This window comes from Acinetobacter sp. DSM 11652 (genome assembly GCF_900109815.1).
In the GTDB taxonomy this organism is placed as follows: Bacteria; Pseudomonadota; Gammaproteobacteria; order Pseudomonadales; family Moraxellaceae; genus Acinetobacter.
On sequence record NZ_FOBK01000004.1, the window covers coordinates 41,564 to 66,584 of the forward strand.

Consider the following 25,021-nt stretch of genomic DNA (forward strand, 5'->3'; position numbering starts at 1 on the left):
AATGGTAAGTATTCTATTAAGGTTGAATACCTTGAGGATTACGATACCAACTTTCAATAAATAAAGCAGCTGCCAAGCTGTCTGCGGACAACTTTTTTCCACGCCCTTGCGCCTGATAATGATCGAGTTCATCACGCGCTTCGCGAGTTGTTAATCGCTCATCCACCATCCATGTTTCTATATTGGTTTTGTGTCTTAAACGACGAGCAAATTTACGTGCTCGTGTTGATAGTTCCGATTCGCTATCATCCATATTCAGTGGTAGCCCGACTAAAAACAGATTTGGAGAATGCTGTTTTACAATTTTGAGTAGATCATCCCAATTGGGAATGCCATCTTTCATCGGTAAAAGTGAAAGTGGCGTAGCACTTTCAATAATAGACGATCCTACAGCCATTCCTGTTTTTTGTGTGCCAAAGTCAAAGGCCATAATGAGTTGAGCGGTAGTTGAATCAGGCATGTCCAATCTCAGATGAAAGCCATGTACGATCGACCCCCATTTTTCTATAGGCAGCGTCCCAGCGATCGTCATAGGGTAAGTTAAAAATCAAATCCATATCAGAGTCACAAATGAGCCAGTCACCTCGAGCGATTTCTTGCTCCAACTGATTTTTACTCCAACTGGCATAGCCTAAAGCAATTTGATAGCGACCAACACCTTCATTGTGTGCGATTGCATCAAGAATATCCTTTGAAGTTGTTAAACAAAGGTTTTCACCTACAGCGATGGACGCATGCCAAGTAGGTTGACCTGTATGAAGTACAAAACCCGCTTCTGGTCGTAAAGGACCACCTTGTAAGACATCATGTGGGTGAACATGATCTGCAACGATATCAAGATCTGTTAAGAGTTCTTTAACCTGAATCCCAGCTGGACGATTGATCATAATTCCCTGCGCACCTTCATGATCATGACGAGCAATATAGACCACACTATTTGCGAAGAAATCATCTGCTAAATCAGGTGGGGCAATCAGGCAACGGTGCGTTAGAAATTGTTTACTCACCTAATGGCTTCTCCAAAATATGTCTTTCCAAGAACAATACCTTAATTTATATAGATTTGAAAAAATATGGTAAAAAGAAATAAGGAACTCAAAAATATAAAAAAAATTGTAACAATTAAAATTTAGTAATATTAAGTAATTAAGTGTTTTTTTTATTCTTTTAACGATTATCTAAAACTTTAAAATATATATTGTTAAGTGTAACTGAACTCAGGATATTGTATCTTAATTTTGTAATTTGTTGTTTTATTGAAACATAATATTAATATTTGTATCATTTTGATAAGGGGTAATAAATTAATTTAGATCATGAATTTTTTTAAAAAAAATACACTTTTTTTTTCGTTTGTTTTACTGGGATTGTGTAGTACTACAAATGGTGCTGTTTTTAGTACTTATGCTGAAGATGGGAGTTTGTTTAGAAGCCATCTAAATGGTGAGTTAGCATCAAATATTATTGAGAGTTTTGATAAAAAAATTAAATCAAAAGATGCAGGACTTTATTTACTTGAAAAAGCTCGTCTTTTACAAGTTAATCATCAGTATCAAGAAAGTGCCGAGGTGTATAAGCAAGCTTTTGAGATAATAGATAAACAAAATAATAGAGCTAAAGTAAGTGTGAGCCGTCTAGGTTTTAAAGCTTTATCATTACTGAGTAATGACTCCGTCGTGCCTTATGATGTGCCTCGTTATGAGCAAGTATTGGCTCACGTTGCTCAGGCCAAAAATTATATTTATTTAAATAATCCAGAAGCTGCTGGCGTTGAAATGCGTATAGCTCAGCGCATACAGCGAGAAATCGAAATAGATCATCAAAAGGAATTAGAAAAAAAAGCTGAAAAGCTTAAAGAAAAAGAAAGCAATGCTAATACATCATCAGCTTTTAATGTGCTTGATGAAGCTTTTGTAGGATTAGATCCAATTGCTGGCAAAATTAAAAATTCATATCAGAATGCCTATGCTTTTTATATGGCGGCAAATTTATGGGAGGCTACAGGTGAATTAAATGATGCACTTGTTGATTATAAAAAATCATATGAATTACAGCCTGATCAATATATTGCTAAAGATGTTAAGCGTTTAGATCATAGCCAAATTAAAAAAGGTAATTTCGTTCCTGTTATCGTTTTTATTGAACAGGGGACAGTCCCAGAAAAAATTGAAAATAAATTAGCGTTACCTTTGCCGAATGGCATCGTGAATATTGCGTTTGCAACTTATGAACCTAGTACATATCAAATACCTCAGACACTGCGAGTGAAGGTGGGAGATAAGACGATACATCAAAGCTTTGTACTGAATGATATTGGAGCATTAGCAGTTAAAGAGTTAAAAGAAAAAACACTCAATACTGTCACTACTCAAATAATAAGAACAACAGCAAAATACGCGGTTCAGCAAGAGTTGGGTAATCAACTTGGTGCGATTGGTCAATTGGCAGGGACATTAATGAATATAGCCACTGAGCGTGCAGATTTGAGAGCTTGGTCTACGCTTCCAAGTAATACTCAAATATCAAGATTTGAATTAAAGCCAGGTGTTCATTCTTTGCAGATCCTTGGACGTAAAGCAAAAAGTGAAATTATGAAGTTGGAGGCTTTGCCTAATCAAACAGTATTCGTTTATGTGAATGACGTGAACGATAAAATTACGACTAGTGTTAGTACAGTCTCTCACTAAAAATTTATAAAGAGTTAATTATGAATTCTATTTTTAAAATTACATTGGCGCTTGGCTTTTCTGCTGTTTTAGTAGGTTGTACAGCATCAAACTCACTTTCAACTCATACCGCTTTAGATGGAAGTTATGTCGTAAAAACAATTGGTAATAATCCTAAGCTTACATCAGAGGTGATGATTGAGCGTGTAAGCATGGCAACCATTGGTGATTTAAAGAAAGTATCTCTGTCAATCAAAGACCGTTGGTATGTGAATAAAAATTTCGAGTACAAAATTGTATGGGTTGATGCACAAGGGATGGAGGTCAATCCTGAAGGCTCCCGTTGGAAGCCGATTCAACTCACTGGACGTGAAGTAAAAACAGTCCAATCTGTGGCACCAAATCCATCAGCTGTAGATGTTGTTGTTTATTTAAAGAAAGATTAAGGATCTCACAATGAATATTAAAGTTTTATTTGCTTCAGTATTAATGGCAGCCGCATTTACTGGTTGTGCATCGACTAGTGCGGTTCGTTATGGTGATGCACAATCTGTTGAAACTTTAACAACTGATTTTGGATCAACGGATTTGCAAATGATTGCAGACAAAATGGTTGATGACATGCTGACATTTCCAGTAATCGTCCAACTTACTCAGACACGCCGTCCCGTTATGTTTGTTGATCGTATACGTAATAAAACTCAAGAACATATTGATACGGAATCAATTACTGACACCATTCAAAATAAATTGATTAACTCTGGTAAGTTTCGTTTTGTAGATATGACAGCTGTTAACGCTATGGCGAATCAATTGAATTATCAAAAAAATAGTGGATTAGTTAATCAAGCGACTTCTGTTAAAGCTGGCGGTCATATTGGTGCGGAATTTATGCTGAATGGGAATCTCTCTAGCATTGTTAAAAATGCTGGTGGCCGTAGCGATGTGTACTACAAATTTACTTTGAAATTACAAAATGTCCAAACGGGTATTGTTGAATGGACAAGCGAAAAAGAAATTCGTAAATCAGGTAAGCGCTCTGCATTTGGTCTGTAATAAAAATAGCTCAGTGATTACGTCTTAGGCGTAATCACTTTAGAAGAAATTTATGAAAAAAATACTTATATCTGCTTTAGCAATCTTAGGAGTTTGCAGTAGTTCTGCATATGCACAGCTGAAAGAGGTTGTGAAAGAGGCTTCAGGAAGTGGTTCTACACAACATCAAGCTATATCTGAAGCTTTACTTATTGCAGTTCAATCTGTTAATGGTACAACAGTTTCTCAACGCGTTGATATGGAGCAGACGGTCAATATGTCTTTGTCTAATCGCCAATGGACATATGTAGGTAAATCTTCACCTGTCTTTAGTGTGGAAAGCTCAGGCTCTGGATCAGTTTCAAAATTTCAGGTTTTGAGTATTTCTGGATCAAAGAATAATTATCGTGCAAAAGTTCGTGCTCATATTATTCAATTTCAATCTTCAGTTCAGGATCAAGGACAGCGTAGGATTGCTGTTTTACCATTTCAATTTTTTGAAAAAAATAATCGTGTAGCCAGCAATCAGACTGCGAGAGAGTTTAGCTCAGAACTCGCTGATAGTTTGGGAAATTATTTATCCCAGTCTGGTCAATTAAGCTTGGTAGATCGTCACTACTTAGAAGAAATGCAATTCGAAAATGAGTTCCTTTTCTGGGATGGTGCTCCACAAGAAATGGCCAGACTTCAACAAAAAGTTGGAGCGGATTATCTACTAGTGGGACGTATAAATAATTTAAGCCAAGATAATGGACAAACCATGTATGGCTTAAATCATGGTGCTGAACAAGTAAGACTATCTTGGCGAGTGATTGAGGCGAACACAAGTAAAGTTGTTGCTGCTGGTAATTTTAATCGTAATATGAGTAAAAATCAGGTTCAAAATTTATTAGATAATACAATCCAAGCTAGCGGCGCTGAAAAGCTCGCAGAGTCATTGGCTGATGATGTCTTAGTTGCACTCAAACTAAAGGCTAAATCATTAGGTGAGGGGACAAACTTTGTACCTACTTATGAAATGACGCCTGGTTCTAGTGAAAAACCAATTAAATGGTGAAAAAAATCCCAGTTGAAAAACTGGGATTTTTTTTCAATTTTGAAACTTTAATTGTCTTAATTGTTTTGCATGTTGAAGGGTGGTCTCGCTAATTTCGACACCACCAGTCATGCGAGCAAGCTCTAATATCCGCTGATCTTCATCAAGCTCAACGATAGTGCTGCTAGCAGGGTCTGTTTGCAATTTTTTCACTAACAAATGTTGGTCCGATTGCGCTGCAACTTGGGCTTGATGTGTAATACATAGAATTTGAACATGTTGACCTAATCCAGCCAATAAGCGACCGACAATCTCAGCTGTTCCACCACTGATACCCACATCAATTTCATCAAAAACGAGTACTTCGGCTTCGGTTTTTTCTGCATTCATGACTTGCATGACCAATGCAATACGTGACAATTCACCACCAGAAGCAACCTTCGCAAGCGGTTGAGGTGGAATCCCTTTGTTTGCTGTGAACAACAATTGAATAAAACTAAACCCTTCAGATGAAGGCTGCTCCAGAGGATCGAAACGGAATTCAAAATGAGCTTCTGGTAAAGCCAGTTGTTTGACTTGTTCTGTTAAGAGTTTGGCTAAGGGCTCTGCTGCTTTACGACGGATATCATCTAGATATTGAGCTTTCTCTATAAATTGTTGATGTGAAATTTCAACTTGTTCAGCCAAAGTCTCTGGATCTTCAAGTTGATGTAGTTGTTCTAGCTCTGCCTGCCAATGTTCGTATTCTGATTTTAAATCTTCGGGTTGTACTCGATATTTGCGCGCTAAACGATGGAATATTTCCAGTTGTGTGTTTAACTCTTCCATTCGTTCAGGATCAAAACTTTGACGGTCAATGAATTGTTTTAAATTCGCACTGGCATCATCGATTTCACTTTGCGCATTTAATAATGAGTTATAAATTTCAGAGAGTAAATCACTACGACCTGCATGAGATTCAAGCTTGCGAATAATACTTGAAATTTCCTGAGTGATATTTTGATCAGACTCATCTAAAACGTTGATTGCATAACTACAATCTTGCATGATGTGTTCATGATGACTTAAGCGATCGAACTCTTGTTCAATTTCTTTATAGTCAAGTCGAACCACTTCTTCTAATTCTTCTAATTGAAGATTTAGTGTCTCAATGCGTTGAAGGCGGGTGGTCTGTGCATCAAGCGCAGCTTGATGCTGTCGGATATTTTTTTGCCATGCGTTATAACTGTCTTTGACAGCAAGCGTATGTTGACCAAAGTTGCTGTAACGATCTAACCAATGTTTTGGATAGGGCGGTTCTAACAATTGTTGCTGACTATGTTGGCTGTAAAGTTGGACTAAGAGTCTGCCAATTTCCTTTAATTCTGACAGACTACTTGGACGTCCATTGATCCAAGCTTTACTACGACCTGTAGCAAAGATTACCCGTCTTAGGTGAATTTCACCCGATTCATCTGCCAGCTCATGAGTGCTTAACCATTCAGCTTCAGGACTTTGATCTTGATAACTAAATACGGCTGTAACATCAGCCTTATCTGAACCATAACGAACGTAATTCGTATCAGTACGCTCGCCTAAACACGCTGATAATGCATCGAGTAATAAAGATTTACCTGCACCAGTTTCACCCGTAAGAACATTGAAACCTTGATCAATATCAATGGCTAAGTTATCGGCTAAAGCAAAGTTGATCAGATTAAGGTGTGTCAGCATAAACGCATCCGAGCTGCGAAAGTGTGGATTCTAAGATAGAGAAATTTTGTTTTAGTCTCAAGTCACGACATTTGAATATGAGAACTTTTAGTTTGCATTTTAACTGAAATTAGGTTGATTACTAGTGACTGAATATATTCTTTTAACTGTGTACAAAAGATATATAGAAGAAATCAAAAAAATCTTTAAATTTCATCAATAGGGAATAAAAGTTGCTTATAAAAACCATTGCAAAACACTGATTGATTAGTTGCTCGAGCGCAATTAAACTACGGCAATTAAAATTTATAAAATGCGCATTATTTGGAGAATACGCATGTCATCACAATTTGATCATGTATCTGTTGTAAAAAAATCAAATGTTTATTTTGGCGGGACGTGTATTAGCCACACTGTTCAATTTGAAGACGGTACGAAAAAAACACTTGGGGTTATTCTACCGACGGAACAACCGCTTACTTTTGAAACACATGTACCAGAGCGTATGGAAATTATTTCTGGTGAATGTCGTGTCACAATTGCAGACAATGAAGAACATGAGCTTTTCCGTGCAGGGCAGTCGTTTTACGTGCCTGGTGAGAGCCGTTTCAAAATCGAAACAGATGACGTATTAGACTACGTTTGTCATTTCGAAGGTTAATTACCAAAAAAAAATTTGACCAACATTCAATGGTCAAATCGGTTAAACTATTCGCTATATAAAATCCTGTAAAGTTGGCTTTGCGGGATTTTTCTTTTCTATATTATTGTATTGTCTTAGTGAGTTGAGGTCGTTCATGGCTAAACCCGAATATTATTATGGCGTTCATTCTGTGGAGTCATTGTTGGAGTTAGAACCTGAACGCGTTTTGACTCTATTTGCACTAAAAGGTCGTGAAGATCAACGTTTAAAACGTATTTTTGAGTTGGCTGAACCTTTCGGAATTAGTATTCAAAAAGCGAGCCGAGACAGCCTTGAAAAACTGGCTGGACAACCTTTTCATCAAGGTGTCGTTGCTGCAGTTCGTCCTCATCCAACGATGAATGAAAATGATCTTGAGCAATTAATCAAAAGTACAGACAATGTTTTTTTACTGGCGCTTGACCAAGTGACGGACCCGCATAATTTGGGTGCGTGTATTCGAACTGCGGCAGCCATGGGCGTACACGCGGTTGTTGTTCCTCGTGATCGTTCTGCGAGCTTAACACCAACGGCTCGTAAGGTTGCTGCTGGTGGTGCAGAGAAAGTTAAATTTATCCAAGTGACGAATTTGGCTCGTACTTTAGCTAAAATCAAAGATGATTTTAATGTTCGAGTGATTGGCACGATGTTAGATGAGCATGCTCTACCTATTCACGAATGTGATTTGACTGGTCCTGTCGCAGTGATTATGGGTGCTGAAGATACTGGTTTAAGACCGATTACTCAGGCGCAATGCGATCACAAAGTTTATATTCCAATGAGTGGCAATTTACAAAGTTTGAATGTGAGTGTGGCGACAGGCATGGCACTTTACGAAGCGTGTAGACAACGTCAAGCCTAATTTGAGATGGCACTTTCAGATCGAGCCCAAGGCTATTTTTTTCTTATTACTACCATGTGCATCTGGGGGGGATTTACCCTCACTGCACGATTAAATGCGCTATGGCACATCAATACGTGGGACATTGTGGCACTGCGTTTTTCACTGGCTTTTTTGATCTTAATGCCGATTTTACTTTATCGTAGAGAAGCCTCTTTTTTACTTAAAAAAGAACCATTTATTTTGGCAATGATTGGTGGTGTGATCTATTGTTTGTTGGCTTATAGCGCATTTCACTATGCACCGACTGCGCATGCTGCAATTTTTCTCAATGGTTGTATTCCTATTTGTACTGCCATCGTGGCTTTTATATTGATGAAGCAGGCTTTTGATCGTCATACATGGGCAAGTTTGCTCATTATGATCACCGTGCTCGGTATTATGAGTCTCCTGATGTATCGTGAATCAGGCATTCCTTTTGGTGCTGGTGATGGATTATTCTTCTTGAGCGCCATTTTTTGGGCAATATTTACCGTATTACTGCGTAAATTCCAACTGAGTGCATGGCAGGCGATGTGTGGAGTTGCCATCTGGTCAGCCGTGATTTATGTACCCATTTACGTGTTATTTTTACCCAAAGATCTTAGTACTCCTGAGCCTCAGCATTTACTGTTTCAGACAATATTTCATGGCATATTCGTGGTCATTATTGCAACTTTAACTTATGTGGAAGCGATTAAAAGACTCGGGGCTTTTAAAGCAGGGAGCATTACCAATTTAGCGCCTTTTTTAGCTGCAATTTTGGCAGTGCCTTTGTTAAATGAACCTTTAAGTATTGCGATGTTATTTGGGTTGTTGGGTATGGCGATAGGCGCATTACAACCATGGCGATGGCTGGGTCGCCAAGATGCACTAAGCCAAAAACTTGAGCAACAAAAAAAGCAGTCTTCTTAGACTGCTTTTTTAAAATCTAAGCTTGTTGTGTAATATCGAGATAATATTGGTGTTTTACTGCGAGTTGTTGATAGAGATGATCAAGTTCACCATCATTAATAACAACATCGTCTGCACGTTTTAATTTTTCTTCACGAGACATTTGCGCACTCATTATTTTTTTAATTTGCTCAATGTCTTGATGATCACGTTGCGAAGCACGCAAGATTTGTAATTCTGTGGATGCATCGATCAGTAAAGTACGTTGAGTAAGTTGGTGTTGATTGGTTTCAAATAAGAGTGGGGAAACTAAAATGGCATAAGGACTGGTCGCCCGTTGTAGTTGTTCAATAATCGATAGGCGAATTGCAGGATGCGTAATATTTTCTAATATCTTTCTAGCTTCAGGATGTTTGAAAATATGGTCTCTTAACGCTCTGCGGTCGAGTGCGCCATCTTCCAATAGCACCCAATCCCCAAAATGATCTTTAATTTTTTGTAGTGCAGGTTTTCCAATTTCAACCACTTCACGTGCTACGATATCTGCATCAACAACAGTAATACCTTGTGTTTCAAACCACTGACTTGCAGCAGTTTTTCCACTTCCAATACCACCTGTTAAGCCCAAAATAAAGCGCATGTAAAAAACCTTGTAATTATCATAATGGGGGCTTATTTTAGCTTAACCCCCTAAATAAACCTTCATAATTTCGTTACCCCATAAGAATGCAATCCATCCAGCAATCGCAATATAAGGTCCAAAAGCAAAGGGCTGATTTTCTTTTTTGACTTTCATCAAAATGATGCCGATGATTGCACCGACTAAGGATGAAAGTAGGACAATGAGCGGTAATAAAAATGGACCCATCCATGCACCAAGCGCGGCCAGTAATTTGAAGTCGCCATATCCCATTCCTTCTTTGCCTGTCACGATTTTAAATAGATAGTACACCACCCATAAACAGAGGAAACCAATCAAATATCCCCAAATTGCGGAGGTAGGTGAGGTGTAGAGTGCATAGCTATTTACCGCTAAACCAAGTGCAGCCAAGGGGAGAGTATATCGATCGGGTAAAAGTTGTGTATCGAAGTCGATGAATGTGAGTGCGATCAGTGTCCACGTTAAAATTAAGCCAAAAAGCATTTGTAGGCTTGGACCAAATACCGCGACGACCACTAATGAGCAAACAGCAGTCAAAACTTCTACCAGTGGATAACGAATACCAATCGGATTTTCACATTCACCACATTTTCCACGTAAAAATAACCAACTTATCACGGGGATATTTTGATACCAACGAATAGGTGTTTTACATTTTGGGCAGGTCGATGCAGGTTTACTTAGCGTGAGTTTATCTTCATCAATTATGGCTTGGTCGGGATGTAAAAACATCTGACAGTCTTGGCGCCATTCTTGCTCCATCATTTTAGGTGTGCGGTAAATGACAACATTTAAAAAACTGCCGACACATAAGCTGATGATTCCTACAGTTAAATAGAGTGCTGTAGGCGATTGAATTAAATACGCAATTATTTCGTTCATTACACCACAGAACCCATTTGAAAAATTGGAAGATACATTGCGATGACTAAGCCGCCGACCAAGACACCTAGAATGGCCATAATCAAAGGCTCCATCATGGAGGTTAAGCCATCGACAGCATTGTCGACTTCACTTTCATAATGGGTTGCAACCTTATCTAGCATAGCATCGAGTGAACCCGATTCTTCACCAATCGCTACCATTTGCACAGCCATAGATGGGAATAAATTGGTCGAGCGCATAGCGAAATGAAGTTGTTGACCAGTCGCAACGTCGTCACGAATACGCATAACTGCTTGCTCGTATACCACGTTATTCGTTGCGCCAGCTGTTGATTGGAGTGCATCGATTAAAGGGACGCCGGCAGCAAATGTGGTTGAAAGTGTACGGCTATAACGTGCGATAATTGCTTTATAAACCAAATCACCAAAAATAGGCAGCCTTAAAGCCGTGCGATCTAATGCATCCGCAAATTTTTGACTACGTTTTTTGGCTTCAATAAAGCCGATAATGGTCAGCGCGATACCAATAATTAAAATAAACCAATATTTTTGCACCCACTCAGACATTGCCACTACGAGTTGCGTGAACGCAGGTAAGTCTGCGCCAAATGAGCTAAACATCTCAGAGAAGACAGGAACCACTTTGACCATCAAAATAATGGTCACAATAATTGCAACCACAATGACAGTAATTGGATACTTCATCGCTTTTTTAATTTTTTGTTTGAGAACTTCACTTTTTTCTTTATAAATCGCAACTCGATCGAGCATGGTTTCAAGCGCACCTGATTGCTCACCTGATTCTACCAATGAGCAGAATAACTGATCAAAATGCTGAGGATATTTGCGTAGTGCACCTGCAAAAGTATTACCACCTTCGACCTCAGTTTTAATACCCAAAACCACTTCACGCATTGCAGGATTATCTAAGCCTTCTGCAACAATTTCAAAGCTTTGAACAAGTGGTACACCTGCTTTCATCATGGTGGCAAGCTGACGCGTAAAGATGGTGATGTCCAAAGTAGACACTTTCTTCTTCATTAAGCCTTCAAGAATATTCTTGCGCTTCTCGCGGATACTACGCACCGTAATGCCTTGTTTGCGGAGCATGACTTTTGCAAGTTGAATATTACGCGCAGGCATTTCACCTTTAACTTTGGTTCCCTTGCGATCCACGCCGTCATATACAAACGTTGGCATCATCTGTGCTTTTTTCACCGCCATAATGATTTCCTTATTTTTAATTATTCACTGGTCACACGATTCACTTCTTGTAAAGAAGTGAGTCCGTTCATGACCTTAATTAAGCCCGAACGTCGAAGATTCTTAAACCCCAGTCTTTCAGATGCAGCTGCAATCTCTAATGCATTGCCATCATCCATAATAATCTTCGAAATTTCAGGTGTCACTTTCATGACTTCATAAATACCGACACGTCCTTTATAACCATCACGGCACTCAGGACAACCGACAGGTTGATAAATTTTAAAATCTGGATCTGCTAAATCCTGTTCTGTGAATCCCATTTCTAACAAACTTGGTTTAGGAATATCAGCAGGTACTTTACAGTGTACACACAGTCGTCTAGCAAGTCGTTGAGCAATGACGAGATTCACCGAAGTTGCAATATTAAAAGAGGGAACCCCCATATTGCGCAAACGGGTTAAGGTTTCAGGAGCACTATTGGTATGAAGTGTAGACATCACCATGTGGCCTGTTTGTGCTGCCTTAATTGCAATTTCAGCTGTTTCGAGATCTCGAATCTCCCCGACCATAATAATATCAGGATCTTGACGAAGGAATGATTTCAATGCGACTGAGAAGCTTAAGCCCACTTTATAATTGACGTTGACCTGATTAATGCCTTCTAAGTTAATTTCTACGGGATCTTCTGCTGTAGAGATGTTGGCATTTTCAGTATTTAAAATATTCAATCCTGTATAAAGCGATACTGTTTTACCAGAACCTGTTGGGCCCGTAATCAGTAACATGCCCTGAGGCTTCTCAAGTGCCTCAAGAAATAAAGCTTTCTGATCTTCTTCATAACCTAATGCATCAATACCGAGCATTGCACTAGACGGATCCAAAATACGTAATACGATTTTTTCACCAAATAAGGTTGGCAATGAGTTAACACGAAAATCAATCGCTTTAGTACGAGATAATTTAAGCTTAATACGGCCATCTTGCGGAATACGCTTTTCTGAAATATCCATTTGAGACATAACTTTCAAGCGTGAAGCTAATCGATTCGCGAGTTGCAATGGTGGATTTGCAATAGTTCTTAAAACACCATCAACGCGGTATCGAACTCGGTACGTTTTTTCATAAGGTTCGAAGTGTAAATCTGATGCACCCATGCGAATGGCGTCAACCAAAAGCTTGTTGATGTACTTAACAATCGGGGAATCATCACCTGAAGGACCATCATCGTTATTATTTTGCGGTGTATCGTTCTCGACCACGTTAACGTCAAGATCTTCATCACCGAAATTGAAATTCTCATTTTCAGAAAAATGCTTTTCGATCAGTTTTTCAAGTTTATTATGTTCTACAGTAATAGGAACGACGTTTAATTTACTATTAAATCGAATTGCTTCCAATGCTTCGATATCTGTAGGATCACTCGTCGCTACAAATAAAGATATACCTCGTTGATATAAAGGTAAGATTACATGTTTTGTAACAAGATTTTCTGCAACGATATCTTTGGGTAGTAACTCAACATTATATGCATCTAAATCGAACAATGGCTCCCCAAACTCTTGAGCAACCATTTCAGCAATCGTATTTGCTCGTATTTTGAGATGTTCAACGAGGTAAGGTACTAATTTTTGATGAGATTTTTTTGAATTAATAATAGCATTTTGCATTTGCTGGGAGGTCAAAATGCCTTCATCAACCAAACGACGACTTAACCCAGAAAATTTTGGCCCACTTTGATCTAAAGTCATCCCCAATACGCCTTAAATTCATTTTATAATTCGAATATTAAAATTATACGGTTATAAGTAGAAAATTCTATACTTAAAATCATTAATATTATCCGAAAACTATGAAAAAATTGAATTTTTTCACTTATTCTGTTGGGTATTGTGTCTTATGTTGTCTTTTTTTAAAGAATTCTAGGTGCTGAATCTGTATCCATTGAATTTTTACGTTAATTTTTTAAAATCCGTGTAGAATGTGCGCATTTTTGATAGAAGGTTAGATCTATGTCGGGTTCGACAATTACTCCGTGGGTTGTAGGCAATTGGAAAATGAACCCAATGCAGGCTAACACGCAACAGCTTTTAGCTGATTTGAAACAACAGCTTGAGCAAGCTTCAATCGCTCATGATGTTTGTAAAATTGGTGTTGCGCCAACTTTATTGGCTTTACTCCAAGTAAAAAATGAACTTGCAACAGATGCTCATGAAGTGTTTGTGGTCGCTCAAGATGTATCACGTATTGCGGGTACTGGTGCATTTACAGGTGAAGTTAGCGCAGATCTTTTAAAGGATAGCCAAGTCGATTATGTATTAATTGGACATTCTGAGCGTCGTGAAATATTTAATGACACGCCTGCGATTCTTAATGAAAAAATAAAAAATGCTTTAGCTGCTAACTTACATATCATCTATTGTGTGGGTGAAAGCCTTGAACAGCGTGAAAGTGGGCAAGCTGAGCAAGTGGTGTTACAACAAATTTGTGACATTGCAGGTGTTGTGAATCCAGAGCAATGGGTGCATATTACCGTCGCCTACGAGCCAATTTGGGCAATTGGAACTGGTAAAACAGCTTCCCCGGATGATGCACAAGCAATGCATGCTAAAATTCGTGAAGGATTGAGTCAAATTACACCTGAAGGTCAAAACATAGCAATTCTTTATGGTGGTAGTGTAAAACCTGAGAATGCTGTTGAATTGGCAGCATGCCCTGATATCAATGGTGCCCTCGTAGGCGGTGCATCACTCAATGCAGAATCATTTGTTCAAATTGCGCAAGCATTTGCCCAATCAAAATAATTAGGAGTTCATCATGCAATCTTTTGTACTGGTGCTACACATCATTTTAGCGTTATTGATGATTATTTTAATTCTAGTACAGCATGGTAAAGGTGCAGATGCAGGTGCGTCTTTTGGCGGTGGCGGTGCAGCGACTGTATTCGGCGCTTCTGGTTCTGGTAACTTCTTAACACGTTTAACCGGGATACTTACTGCTTTATTCTTTATTACAAGTATTAGTTTGGCTTACTTTGCAAAGCAGCAAACGACAGATGCCTATGGTTTGAAAACGATTAACACAACTGAGCAAGTTGATCAAAAATCGCCTGAAACTTCATCAACTGCACCAAAACCAGCTGAATAATTGAATATTTCGCTTTCAATTTTTCATTGAAACCACTAGAATGCGTCACAGCTGCGGTGGTGGTGGAATTGGTAGACACGCTACCTTGAGGTGGTAGTGCTTTCGGGCGTGGGGGTTCAAGTCCCCCCTTCCGCACCAACTTATAATCCAGAAGTTTAAGTTGGTGTTTGCAGCAAAATCTGTTGATGCGGGATGGAGCAGTCTGGTAGCTCGTCGGGCTCATAACCCGAAGGTCGTTGGTTCAAATCCAGCTCCCGCTACCACTTTTGATTAAGGTGCAACTTAATCAAGTCTAATTAGAAAATTTTTCTGATTGAAAAATGATTCAAATTTAGATATAATTTTGCACGTTGATGCGGGATGGAGCAGTCTGGTAGCTCGTCGGGCTCATAACCCGAAGGTCGTTGGTTCAAATCCAGCTCCCGCTACCAAGTTTCTAAAGAGGCTCACAACTAGGTGGGCCTTTTTGCACAGTGGGCATTGCTTTTCTGTGCAATAATGGGGGCGAATGCGCCCTTTTTTGTTATCTATCGTGTAGTGTGGACATCAATTGGCCAAATAATCATGCTATCACTATAGTTAGTCTGTGTCGGTCTATTGGCCGATTGAATCGCACATAAATGACGAGAGTAAATGAAGTTATCAAATAAAACCCAAGCATTGTATGAACTGATCGCACCCGCTGTTGAGGCGTGCGATGTTGAACTATGGGGTTTAGAATTTACACCTCAGGGTAAGCGTTCGCTAGTACGTATCTACATTGACAAGCCTGAAGATCCAAACAAAGAACCTGTTATTTCCGAAGACGGTGAAATTGATCTTGGTCGTGGTGTGGGTGTGCAAGATTGTGTACGTGTTACCCAACAAGTTGGTGCAATCCTCGATGTTCATGATCCAATTTCTGGTGAATATGCATTAGAAGTGTCATCTCCAGGTTGGGATCGTACTTTCTTTAAACTTGAACAGATGCAAGCATATATTGGTCAACAAGTTGCTTTACGTTTGATTTCTGCAGTGGATAACCGCCGTAAATTCCAAGCGAAACTGGTTGCTGTAGATGTAGAAAATGAAATGATCCAAGTTGAAGTTGAAAAGCAACAAGTGCTCGAGATCGATAGTCACAATATCGATAAGGCCAACTTGATCTACCAAGACTAAATTAATCTTAACTAAAAGAATTTGAATAGTAGGTGACTTATGGGCCGTGAAATTCTTACCGTTGCTGAGACGGTTAGTAATGAAAAAGGTGTTAGTCGTGAAGCGATTTTCGAAGCGCTCGAGCAAGCTCTAGTTGCTGCAACGAAGAAAAAATTCTACGAAGGCACAAATTCTGAAGAAGCACAGTTGCGCGTTGAAATCGATCGTAAGACTGGTGAATACCGTACTTTCCGTCAATGGACTGTAGTAGCAGATGAAGATCATGAAATGCCTGCATGCCAAGACGCGATTTCTGATGTGGATCCAGCGAAATGGTCAATCGGTGATGTGCGTGAGCTTGAAGTAGAATCAATTGAATTTGGTCGTATTGCAGCTCAAATCGCGAAGCAAGTTATTGTTCAGAAAATTCGTGAAGCTGAACGTGCGCTTATTGCAGATGCATATGAATCTAAAGTTGGTGAGTTAATTTACGGTGAAGTAAAGAAACAAACTAAAGATGGTTTCATTATTGACCTCGGTGAGAATGCGGAAGCATATCTTGCACGTGAAGAAATGATCGCAAAAGAAATTTTACGTCCTAAACAGCGTGTAAATGCGATTTTATTTAACGTAAACCGTGAAGGTCGTGGTGCGCAGCTACAACTTTCTCGTGCTAAGCCAGAAATGTTAATGGCCTTGATGAAAAAAGAAATTCCAGAAATTTCTGAAGAAATCATCGAAATTAAAGCTGCTGCACGTCAACCGGGTGTTCGTGCTAAAATTGCAGTGAAAACGAACGATCATCGTATTGATCCAGTTGGTGCATGTATTGGTATGCGTGGAACACGTATCCAAGCTGTACAGCAAGAATTGAACGGTGAACGTATTGATGTTGTAGTTTGGTCAGATGATCCAGCTCAATATATCGCAAGTGCTTTAGAGCCAGCAGATGTATCGGGTATTGTGATTGATGAAGAAGAACGCACAGCAGATATTATTTTTGCTACAAGCGATCAATTGGCGCGTGCAATTGGTTCTCAAGGTCAAAACGTACGTTTAGCTTCTGAGTTAACTGGTTACAAGCTCAATATGATGCTTGAAGAAGAGTACCGTGCTCGTCAACAAAATGAAGCACAGCAATATCTCGATATGTTTGTAGGTCGTCTTGATATTGAAGAAGACCTTGCGATGGCATTGGTAGAAATGGGCTTTACTTCACTTGAAGAGATTGCTTACGTTCCAGCTGAAACATTTGATGAAATCGAATTAGATGCAGAAACGGTTGAGCTTTTACAAAGCCGTGCGAAAGAAGTTGCATTAGCAGATGCACTGAAAGAGCAAGAAAATATTCAAGAACCGAGCGAAGAGCTTCTAGCGATGGAAGGAATGAGTTCAGAGCTTGCTTATGCATTAGCGGCTCGCGGTGTAATCACAGTAGATGATTTAGCAGATCAGGCAACTGATGATATCTCTGATATCGAAGGTTTAGGTGCTGAGAAAGCAGGTCAATTGATCATGAAAGCACGTGAATCATGGTTTAATTAACGAGGAGGTCATACATGACGGATAAGTCAATTAAAGAGTTAGCAGTCAGCGTAGGTCTTCCAGTTGAAAAACTATTAGATCAGGTGCGAGATGCTGGGTTGCCTCAATCTAAGGCAGAAGACACAATCTCAGTAGAACAGCAAGACCGTTTAGTCGCTCATTTGAAAAAAGCGCATGGGCAAGACAGCGGCAGCGCAGGAAAAATCACGTTGAAACGTAAAACTACGAGTACTGCAAAAGTAGCAAGTACATCAGGTAAAGCTAAAACTATTAACGTAGAAGTTCGTAAGAAGCATACGTTCACTAAGCCAGATCCTGAACAAATTAAAGCTGAAGCATTGGCAAAAGCAAAAGCTGAAACTGAAGCAAAAGCACAGCAAAAAGTTGAAGTTAAACCAGCTCAAGCTGAAGAGAAGGCGCAACCTGCAGTAAGTAAAGCGAAAGCGAACTTAGATGCAATGCGTGCTGCAGCGAAACAATCGAGTGAGAAGCAAGAAGTTGCTAAAGCTGCGGTTGTGGTTAAGCGCAAGTCAACAAATAAACCGATTGTTAAACAAGCAACTAAGCCAACTGAAACTGCAGAACAGAAAAAAGCACGTGAAGCTGAAGCTGCTAAATTAAAAGCAGTCGAAGAAGCAGCACGTCGTAAAGCAGCTGAAGAAGCACAACAACGTACGCTTGAACAAATGCGTCAGATGGCTTCTAAGTACTCTAATGAAGATGCAACTGCAACGATTCGTGTGGTCGATGATTCTCCATTGGCTGCTGGTCTTGTTGGTCAAGCATACGAAGATTCATTCGCGAAAGAAGACCGTGACATTAAGCGTGGTAATAACACACCAGGTGCACGTTCTCCTAAGAAAGGTGGTCGTCGTGGTCAAGAAGAGCAATCTTTCCGTGACAACTCTCATAAACGTGGTTTGAAATCAAGCCAAGCTAATAAACATGGTTTCGAGAAGCCAGTTAAAAAGCAAGTTTATGATGTTGAAATCGGTGCAACTATTGTTGTTGCTGACCTTGCTGCAAAAATGGCGATTAAGGTTCGTGAAGTAATTAAAACACTCATGAAAATGGGTGAGCTTGTCACTCAAAACCAATCAATCGACCAAGATACAGCAGTTCTAGTGGTTGAAGAAATGGGTCATAACCCAGTTCTAGTATCAGATACTCAAGCGGAAGATAACTTGCTTGAGGCGGCTGAAGAAGCACGTGGTGCACAAACAACGCGTCCACCAGTGGTTACTATCATGGGTCACGTTGACCATGGTAAGACATCGCTTCTTGATCGTATTCGTCGTGCGAAAGTAGCGCAAGGTGAAGCGGGCGGTATTACACAGCATATCGGTGCTTATCACGTTACAACGGATAAAGGTATTATCACGTTCTTGGATACTCCGGGACACGCAGCATTTACTGCGATGCGTTCACGTGGTGCGAAAGCAACTGATATCGTTGTATTGGTGGTCGCAGCTGATGATGGTGTTATGCCACAAACAGCGGAAGCGATTGACCATGCTCGTGCAGCAGGTACGCCAATCATTGTTGCAATCAACAAGATGGATAAAGAATCTGCTGATCCAGATCGCGTATTGAATGAATTGACAACTAAAGAAATCGTGCCTGAGCAATGGGGTGGTGATGTCCCTGTAGCGATGGTTTCTGCGCACACCGGTGCAGGTATTGATGAACTTCTTGACTTGATCTTGATCCAATCTGAACTTCTAGAGCTTAAAGCTTCTGAAGAAGGTGCGGCACAAGGTGTTGTAATCGAAGCACGTGTTGATAAAGGCCGTGGTGCGGTTACTTCGATTCTTGTTCAAAATGGTACATTAAAAGTAGGTGACCTTGTTCTAGCTGGTGCATCTTATGGTCGTGTACGTGCGATGACTGATGAAAATGGTCAACGTATTAAGTCTGCAGGTCCATCGATTCCAGTTGAAATCTTAGGTCTTCCAGAAGCGCCAATGGCAGGTGACGAAGTTCTTGTTGTAAATGATGAGAAGAAAGCACGTGAAGTGGCTGATGCGCGTATGGATCGTGAACGTCAAAAACGTTTAGAGCGTCAATCTGCAATGCGTCTTGAAAACTTAATGGCTTCAATGGGCAAAAAAGACGTGCCGATTGTGAATGTTGTTCTGAAGACAGATGTTCGCGGTACATTGGAAGCGCTTCATGTTGCATTGGCTGAACTTTCAACTGATGAAGTGAAAGTGCGTGTCATTGGTTCAGGTGTTGGTGCGATCACTGAGTCTGATGTGACACTTGCAGAATCTTCAGAAGCATTCTTATTAGGCTTTAACGTTCGTGCAGACAATACAGCGCGCCAAAAAGCCGACGCAGATGGTATCGACATTCGTTACTACTCAATCATTTACCAATTGATTGATGATGTGAAAGATGCAATGAGTGGTAAGCTTGCACCAGAACATCGTGAAACAATTCTTGGTGTGGCTGAAGTACGTGAAGTATTCCACTCGAGTAAGTTTGGTGCTGCAGCAGGTTGTATGGTTCTTGAGGGCTTATTACACCGTAATAAACCAATTCGTGTCTTACGTGATGACGTGGTTGTGTTCCAAGGTGAACTTGAATCACTTCGCCGTTATAAAGAAGTGGTTGAAGAAGTTCGTGCTGGTATGGAATGTGGTCTTGCAGTCAAAGGCTATAAAGACATCAAAGTGCTCGATAAAATCGAAGTCTATGATGTTCAATTAATTAAACGGAGTCTTTAATGGCGGGTAGTCAACGTCTTAAGCGTATGGCGGACACGGTTCAGCGTGAATTGTCTGAACTTATCCGTCAGGAGCTGAAAGATCCACGCTTAGGTGGTCTTGTGACCATCTCAGCGGTGAAAGTGAGCCCAGATTTAGGCTATGCTGAAGTTTATGTTACTGTCATGGGACGTGAACTTGGTGATGAGCAAAGTGAAGCAGCAAATAAAGATACTCTAGATGTTTTAAATAAAGCATCAGGTTTTCTGCGTCATGAGCTGAGTCGTCGTATTAAGACACGTATCACACCTCGTTTACGTTTCCATTATGATAAAACTAATGCATACGGAAACTACATGTTTGGTCTAATTGCTGAAGCTGTGAAGGACTTACCTCCAGCTGACGATAAAAAAGACGAAGAGTAATTTCAAACAAAAAGCCACCTTAGGGTGGCTTTTTTTATCTTAATGTTTTTATATAAATTAAAGCCATAAAATAAATGCTACATTCAATTTTGAATTTGCGTATACAATATTTTTAATTAAACAAATACAAATAAATAATGAGGTTGATGTCATGCAAATTTTAAAAAAATCAGCTGTTGTGCTCGCATTATCAAGTTCCTTGCTTTTCACAGGTTGTGGGTACAATACACTTCAAGCGAAAGATGAAGCGGTGACTGCATCATGGTCTGAGGTACAAAACCAATACCAGCGTCGAGCAGACCTTGTTCCGAATTTGGTGAATGTAGTTAAAGGATATGCAAAACATGAAGAACAAGTTTTAACTGAAGTCACAGAGGCACGTGCAAATGTTGCAGGGCTCAAAGTTGATAAAGAGGTTCTTGAAAATCCTGAACTATTCAAGCGTTATCAAGAAGCGCAATCGCAAATGACAAGTGCATTATCACGTTTGCTGGCAGTGACTGAAAACTATCCAGATCTTAAAGCGAATGAGCAATTCCGTGATTTGCAGGTACAATTAGAGGGTACAGAAAACCGTATAGCAGTTGCGCGTAATCGCTATATTTCTACCGTCCAAGATTACAACACCTATGTTCGTCAATTCCCACAAGTCGTAACTGCGAAAGTCATTGGCATGGATGCAAAAGAAAACTTTAGTGCTGAAGCGAGTGCACAAAAGGCACCTAATGTTTCTTTTGATTAAATCAATGATTAGAAGTTGATGAATATGAGCATGAGAACTCAGCATCTTAGACACAATAGTATGAAATTGCTTTCATGGCTATTTGTCTTTGTGATGACCTGTACATTGCAAATGGTTCATGCAGAAACTACAACAGCAGTAGATCATGAGTCTGACGCGATTGTGCTGGGAAAAGTGATTCTACCCAATTCAGCAAATCCATCATCAAGTGCTCAGCAAAATAAACCAACTCCAGTACCTCCTGTTACTGTTTCAAATGATATGCAGGAAGGAGACACACAACGTCAACTCCCTACATTAAATGAACCTGTGATAGATCAGGCGAATATACTTTCTCCTCAAGAAAAGTCAGAACTCGATACAATAATTCGCGGTCTATATAGCGAGGGTAAGGCTCAAATTGGGATCGTCATCGTTCCAACAACTGGTCAGGAAGGTATCTTTGATTTTGCAATGCGGAATGCACAGACTTGGGGGTTGGGTTCTGCTCAACAAGATAATGGCTTGTTAATCGCGGTGGCAATCAATGATCGAAGATTACATATCGCAACTGGCTATGGATTGGAAGGTATCATTCCAGATATCGTTGCGAGTCGAATCATTCGTGAACAAATCACGCCTTACTTTAAAGTCAATCAATTTGGACAGGGTTTAATTTCAGGAGTCAGAGAAATTGAACGAATCGTTAACCTTGATCCTGAAATTGCCCAACAAGCCGCTGAAGAACTGAAACTTAGACAAGAACAAGCCTTAAAAGCACAATATGCAAAAGAAAAGACATTTAACACGGTATTATTCATTTTGATTGCTGGTGTGATTGGTTCTTTTATTATTGGTAATCGTTTAAGTGCTTCGGTCGCGGGTGTTACTGCTTTTGCTGCGAGCATGATTTATGGTTCAGGGATTTTAATCAGCTTGATTGTGGGCATTGGAATTTTCTTTTTATTATTTACATCCATCGCACAGTTGATTTTCCAAGCATTTTTATCTGGTGGAGGACGCGGCGGCAGTGGCGGTCGAGGCGGATTTGGCGGTGGTGGATTTAGTGGCGGTGGTGGTGGCTTTGGTGGGGGAGGTGCGTCAGGCTCATGGTAACAAAAACTGAAACGACAGAAATTATCACTGAACCAAAGTTGCAACAAGCATCTCAACCGAGCTTCAAGCGTTGGATTAAGCATTTTTGTTATTTGCCTGCGTCTAAACGTTATTTTTCCAAAATGGATCAAAATGCGATTGCAGAGGCAGTGAAACAAGCGGAGCAAGGTCATGTTGGAGAGATCCAAGTGGTCATAGAGGGATATATTCCATGTGCCTTGGCTTATTCAATGAATACTCGTCAGCGCGCCGAACAACTTTTTGCTGAATTAGGTGTATGGGATACAGAATTTAATAGTGGTGTACTGATATATTTAAATCTATGTGAGCAGAAAGTTGAAATTGTGATTGATCGTGGAATTCAAAAGGCCACAACGCAACAGGATTGGCAAGCAATCTGTGATCACATGATTAATGAGCTAAAAAATAAAAATTATAAACAGGGTGTTATTGTTGGCGTGATGGAAGTCGGGGAAATTTTGAATCGTTTTTATGATGATAAAGTGCGAGATTTAGCAAATGAGCTCGGTAATCAGCCAATTATTTTAAATTGATTTAAGAAAAGTGACAAAAAATGTCACTTTTTTACATAAATTAACATTAAAAATAAATTTGAAAAATATTTATTGGCAACCTTGAAGCGTTGTCCGAAAATAGCATCAGTTAGTTAGCAACAACAAAATCTATTTTGGGGATAGGTTGTTAACTTTGAACTTAAAAAATTAGGAGAGATGTTATGAACGCTCAAAAAGGTTTTACTTTAATCGAGTTAATGATTGTTGTTGCCATTATCGGTATTCTTGCTGCGATTGCGATTCCTGCTTACCAAAATTACATTGCACGTTCACAAGTTACAGATGCAATTAGTTTAGCCTCAGGTTTAAAAACTCCAGTTATTGAAGTTATGAGTCAAACGGCTACTTGTCCTACCAACGGAAATAATGGTATTCCTGCAGCTGCAGATATCTCAAGTAAATATGTAGCAAGTGTGACAGTTGCACAAAAAACTGCTGCTGCTGATGGTAAAGCTCCAGTATGTACTATTACTGCTCAATTCAAAACCTCTGATGTGAGTAGTGGTCTTCAAGGTAAAGAATTAGTACTTACTTCTGTTGAAAATGGTGGTTCAACTGATTGGACTTGTACATCTACTGGTACAAACAAAATTGATCAAAAATATTTACCATCATCTTGCAAGGCTTCTTAATAGCTAAATATGAGAGAGCATCTAATGATGCTCTTTTTTTATTGCTGAATTAATGGGTATTAGTATTTTTGTATTTTTGTATTTAGTGGTAGTGCTATTAGGATTTCATTTGGGTTGGGTCGCGAACCCATATGATGAATCTAGAGTGCTACAAATCATCCTAGCTCTAGTTTTAGGTTTGTTTTATCTTTTTAAAAAAGAGAAAAAAGAAGTCACTGTAGATAAAACATTGCTATTTTTTTTTATTCTCATAGCTTTGTGGTGCGCTGTTGGAAACTGGTTTCAAGTTGTAGATTTAATTCTATGGTTAAATTTAGGCTTATTATTTTTTATTTTTAATAAATTTGATTTTCATTCAGAAGTAACTAGAAATTCGCTCATTTTATTAATTATTTTCGCTTTATTTATACATTTGTTTATACCATTAGTATTTTATGAATTTATAGTGAATGGAAAATTTTATAGTTGGCAAATGAATTCAAGTTCAATTCGTATATTGAATAGTGTAATCGTTCCAATCTTTTGGTTAAGTTTCTTTGTTAAAAGACTAAATAAATATATCAATATTCTCTATCCATTCATTTGCTACTTTTTTGGATTAGGCTTGTTCGTTGATGGAGCTAGATCAGCTTTATTGAGTCTAATTATACCTCTAGTTTTGTTGTTCATTTTAAATCAAGAATATAGAAAAGAAGTCTCTAAAACTTTTATCTGGTTATTTTTCGCATTTATAACCTACCAAAGTATTTATTACATTTATAATTTCATTCATGAAATTGAGCGGTCATTGAATATAGCAAGGTACTCAAGTTCACACCGTTCTGAAATGTGGACTTTTATGTTTGAGCAATGGAAGAAAAATCCTTTATTAGGAACAGGTGGGGGCTATTTAGCACAAATTCAGTATCAATATGGTCATCATATCCATAATGTTTATTTGAGATTAGTTTTTGAATGGGGGATATTGGGCATTATCGCGCTGGTATGGTTAGGGTATCATTTTATGCGTTTATTGAAATCTAGCGTTGATGTTGTGCTCAAAATGGGTGTTTTATCAATTGCAATTGATGCGATGTTCTCAGGCAATTTTATTTATCCGGTTTCTCAAGTGATTTGCGTACTTTTTATTGCATTAACTTTTAGTCAAATGAAGACACAAGTAGCGACTAATTCGAAATATGTAATTAAAGAAAAATACCTTTTTTTGCCAATTTTTATTCTCTATTGCCTACTGGTTATTACACATCTTGGTTCGGATATTATTTGTGTGGGGTGTGGAAGTGCTGAAGGTCGAGCAGCCCCATTTTTTTGGGAACATGGCGGTAGTACAAAATTAGAAAGAGTCGTATAAATTTGACGCTTTCCATTTAATAAATGATTTA

Annotated in this window: 25 protein-coding genes and 3 tRNA genes; 21 read left to right on the plus strand and 7 right to left on the minus strand. The window is 39.1% G+C overall.

The window, feature by feature from the left end; all coding sequences use genetic code 11:
- Nucleotides 1-16 precede the first annotated feature (16 nt).
- Both ruvX and BMW42_RS05150 read right to left on the minus strand, forming a co-directional pair.
- The gene (gene ruvX, locus BMW42_RS05145) at nt 17-460 is read right to left on the minus strand and encodes a Holliday junction resolvase RuvX (protein ID WP_092766648.1); all 444 of its coding nucleotides are present in this window, start codon (nt 458-460) and stop codon (nt 17-19) included.
- A complete protein-coding gene (locus tag BMW42_RS05150) occupies nt 453-1,007 on the minus strand; it encodes a YqgE/AlgH family protein (protein ID WP_035266003.1) in 555 nt (184 codons plus the stop codon). Before BMW42_RS05150 ends, ruvX begins: the two co-directional genes overlap by 8 nt.
- A gap of 309 nt (nt 1,008-1,316) precedes the next feature.
- On the opposite strand from BMW42_RS05150, the gene BMW42_RS05155 reads away from it, so the two are divergent.
- From BMW42_RS05155 to BMW42_RS05170, 4 genes are read left to right on the plus strand one after another with little or no spacing between them, the layout of a single operon-like run.
- Nucleotides 1,317-2,687, plus strand: a complete 1,371-nt coding sequence (locus BMW42_RS05155) for a COG3014 family protein (protein ID WP_228143085.1) — start codon at nt 1,317-1,319, stop codon at nt 2,685-2,687.
- 20 nt (nt 2,688-2,707) lie between these two features.
- Nucleotides 2,708-3,112, plus strand: coding sequence for a YcfL family protein (locus BMW42_RS05160; protein WP_092766649.1), 405 nt, complete (start codon nt 2,708-2,710; stop codon nt 3,110-3,112).
- 10 nt (nt 3,113-3,122) lie between these two features.
- The gene (lpoB, locus tag BMW42_RS05165) at nt 3,123-3,722 is read left to right on the plus strand and encodes a penicillin-binding protein activator LpoB (RefSeq protein WP_092766650.1); all 600 of its coding nucleotides are present in this window, start codon (nt 3,123-3,125) and stop codon (nt 3,720-3,722) included.
- Nucleotides 3,723-3,774: 52 nt separating this feature from the next.
- Nucleotides 3,775-4,758, plus strand: coding sequence for a CsgG/HfaB family protein (locus BMW42_RS05170; protein WP_092766651.1), 984 nt, complete (start codon nt 3,775-3,777; stop codon nt 4,756-4,758).
- A gap of 33 nt (nt 4,759-4,791) precedes the next feature.
- On the opposite strand, the gene recN is transcribed toward BMW42_RS05170, so the two are convergent.
- Nucleotides 4,792-6,450 (minus strand): DNA repair protein RecN, encoded by a 1,659-nt coding sequence (recN, locus tag BMW42_RS05175; RefSeq protein ID WP_092766652.1) that lies wholly within the window; start codon nt 6,448-6,450, stop codon nt 4,792-4,794.
- Nucleotides 6,451-6,766: 316 nt separating this feature from the next.
- Here recN and BMW42_RS05180 point away from each other — a divergent pair, with 316 nt between their 5' ends.
- The 3 genes from BMW42_RS05180 to BMW42_RS05190 all read left to right on the plus strand — a co-directional run bounded on the left by BMW42_RS05180 (nt 6,767) and on the right by BMW42_RS05190 (nt 8,906).
- Nucleotides 6,767-7,090, plus strand: a complete 324-nt coding sequence (locus BMW42_RS05180; protein WP_092766653.1) for a pyrimidine/purine nucleoside phosphorylase — start codon at nt 6,767-6,769, stop codon at nt 7,088-7,090.
- A 136-nt stretch (nt 7,091-7,226) separates the two neighbouring features.
- On the plus strand, nt 7,227-7,973 hold the full coding sequence (rlmB, locus tag BMW42_RS05185) for a 23S rRNA (guanosine(2251)-2'-O)-methyltransferase RlmB (protein ID WP_092766654.1): 747 nt from the start codon (nt 7,227-7,229) through the stop codon (nt 7,971-7,973).
- 6 nt (nt 7,974-7,979) lie between these two features.
- Nucleotides 7,980-8,906 (plus strand): DMT family transporter, encoded by a 927-nt coding sequence (locus tag BMW42_RS05190; protein WP_092766655.1) that lies wholly within the window; start codon nt 7,980-7,982, stop codon nt 8,904-8,906.
- Between the two features lie 16 nt (nt 8,907-8,922).
- Here BMW42_RS05190 and coaE read toward each other — a convergent pair whose 3' ends face one another.
- Genes coaE through pilB form a run of 4 tightly spaced genes read right to left on the minus strand, consistent with a single transcriptional unit; the run spans nt 8,923 to nt 13,384 of the window.
- Nucleotides 8,923-9,525, minus strand: coding sequence for a dephospho-CoA kinase (gene coaE, locus BMW42_RS05195; protein ID WP_092766656.1), 603 nt, complete (start codon nt 9,523-9,525; stop codon nt 8,923-8,925).
- 42 nt (nt 9,526-9,567) lie between these two features.
- Nucleotides 9,568-10,428, minus strand: coding sequence for a prepilin peptidase (locus tag BMW42_RS05200; RefSeq protein WP_035266012.1), 861 nt, complete (start codon nt 10,426-10,428; stop codon nt 9,568-9,570).
- Nucleotides 10,428-11,654 carry a type II secretion system F family protein gene (locus BMW42_RS05205; protein ID WP_092766657.1) on the minus strand — a complete coding sequence of 409 codons (1,227 nt, stop codon included), beginning with the start codon at nt 11,652-11,654 and terminating at the stop codon, nt 10,428-10,430. Before BMW42_RS05205 ends, BMW42_RS05200 begins: the two co-directional genes overlap by 1 nt.
- Nucleotides 11,655-11,674: 20 nt before the next feature.
- The gene (gene pilB, locus BMW42_RS05210; protein WP_092766658.1) at nt 11,675-13,384 is read right to left on the minus strand and encodes a type IV-A pilus assembly ATPase PilB; all 1,710 of its coding nucleotides are present in this window, start codon (nt 13,382-13,384) and stop codon (nt 11,675-11,677) included.
- Nucleotides 13,385-13,645: 261 nt separating this feature from the next.
- Here pilB and tpiA point away from each other — a divergent pair, with 261 nt between their 5' ends.
- The 14 genes from tpiA (at nt 13,646) to BMW42_RS05280 (ending at nt 24,990) form a co-directional block, all read left to right on the plus strand.
- The gene (gene tpiA, locus BMW42_RS05215; protein WP_035266016.1) at nt 13,646-14,437 is read left to right on the plus strand and encodes a triose-phosphate isomerase; all 792 of its coding nucleotides are present in this window, start codon (nt 13,646-13,648) and stop codon (nt 14,435-14,437) included.
- Between the two features lie 13 nt (nt 14,438-14,450).
- Nucleotides 14,451-14,780 (plus strand): preprotein translocase subunit SecG, encoded by a 330-nt coding sequence (secG, locus tag BMW42_RS05220; RefSeq protein ID WP_035266018.1) that lies wholly within the window; start codon nt 14,451-14,453, stop codon nt 14,778-14,780.
- A 53-nt stretch (nt 14,781-14,833) separates the two neighbouring features.
- Nucleotides 14,834-14,918: transfer RNA gene (locus BMW42_RS05225), tRNA-Leu, on the plus strand.
- A 48-nt stretch (nt 14,919-14,966) separates the two neighbouring features.
- Nucleotides 14,967-15,043 (plus strand) — tRNA-Met (locus tag BMW42_RS05230).
- Between the two features lie 91 nt (nt 15,044-15,134).
- A tRNA-Met gene (locus BMW42_RS05235) sits at nt 15,135-15,211 on the plus strand.
- A 202-nt stretch (nt 15,212-15,413) separates the two neighbouring features.
- Complete coding sequence (gene rimP / locus BMW42_RS05240; RefSeq protein ID WP_035266019.1) at nt 15,414-15,938, plus strand: ribosome maturation factor RimP; 525 nt, start codon at nt 15,414-15,416, stop codon at nt 15,936-15,938.
- A 39-nt stretch (nt 15,939-15,977) separates the two neighbouring features.
- Nucleotides 15,978-17,462: a transcription termination factor NusA gene (gene nusA, locus BMW42_RS05245; RefSeq protein WP_035266021.1), complete on the plus strand. Its 1,485-nt coding sequence runs from the start codon at nt 15,978-15,980 to the stop codon at nt 17,460-17,462.
- A gap of 14 nt (nt 17,463-17,476) precedes the next feature.
- On the plus strand, nt 17,477-20,191 hold the full coding sequence (infB, locus tag BMW42_RS05250) for a translation initiation factor IF-2 (protein ID WP_035266024.1): 2,715 nt from the start codon (nt 17,477-17,479) through the stop codon (nt 20,189-20,191).
- Nucleotides 20,191-20,595 (plus strand): ribosome-binding factor A, encoded by a 405-nt coding sequence (locus BMW42_RS05255; RefSeq protein ID WP_035266025.1) that lies wholly within the window; start codon nt 20,191-20,193, stop codon nt 20,593-20,595. Before infB ends, BMW42_RS05255 begins: the two co-directional genes overlap by 1 nt.
- A 151-nt stretch (nt 20,596-20,746) precedes the next feature.
- Nucleotides 20,747-21,337, plus strand: a complete 591-nt coding sequence (locus BMW42_RS05260; protein WP_092766659.1) for a LemA family protein — start codon at nt 20,747-20,749, stop codon at nt 21,335-21,337.
- Nucleotides 21,338-21,361: 24 nt separating this feature from the next.
- The gene (locus tag BMW42_RS05265; RefSeq protein WP_092766774.1) at nt 21,362-22,432 is read left to right on the plus strand and encodes a TPM domain-containing protein; all 1,071 of its coding nucleotides are present in this window, start codon (nt 21,362-21,364) and stop codon (nt 22,430-22,432) included.
- On the plus strand, nt 22,426-22,986 hold the full coding sequence (locus BMW42_RS05270) for a TPM domain-containing protein (protein WP_092766660.1): 561 nt from the start codon (nt 22,426-22,428) through the stop codon (nt 22,984-22,986). The genes BMW42_RS05265 and BMW42_RS05270 overlap by 7 nt, the downstream gene beginning before the upstream one ends.
- Nucleotides 22,987-23,168: 182 nt before the next feature.
- Nucleotides 23,169-23,639, plus strand: a complete 471-nt coding sequence (locus BMW42_RS05275; RefSeq protein ID WP_092766661.1) for a pilin — start codon at nt 23,169-23,171, stop codon at nt 23,637-23,639.
- 145 nt (nt 23,640-23,784) lie between these two features.
- Nucleotides 23,785-24,990, plus strand: a complete 1,206-nt coding sequence (locus BMW42_RS05280) for an O-antigen ligase family protein (protein ID WP_171260679.1) — start codon at nt 23,785-23,787, stop codon at nt 24,988-24,990.
- Nucleotides 24,991-25,021: the final 31 nt, after the last annotated feature.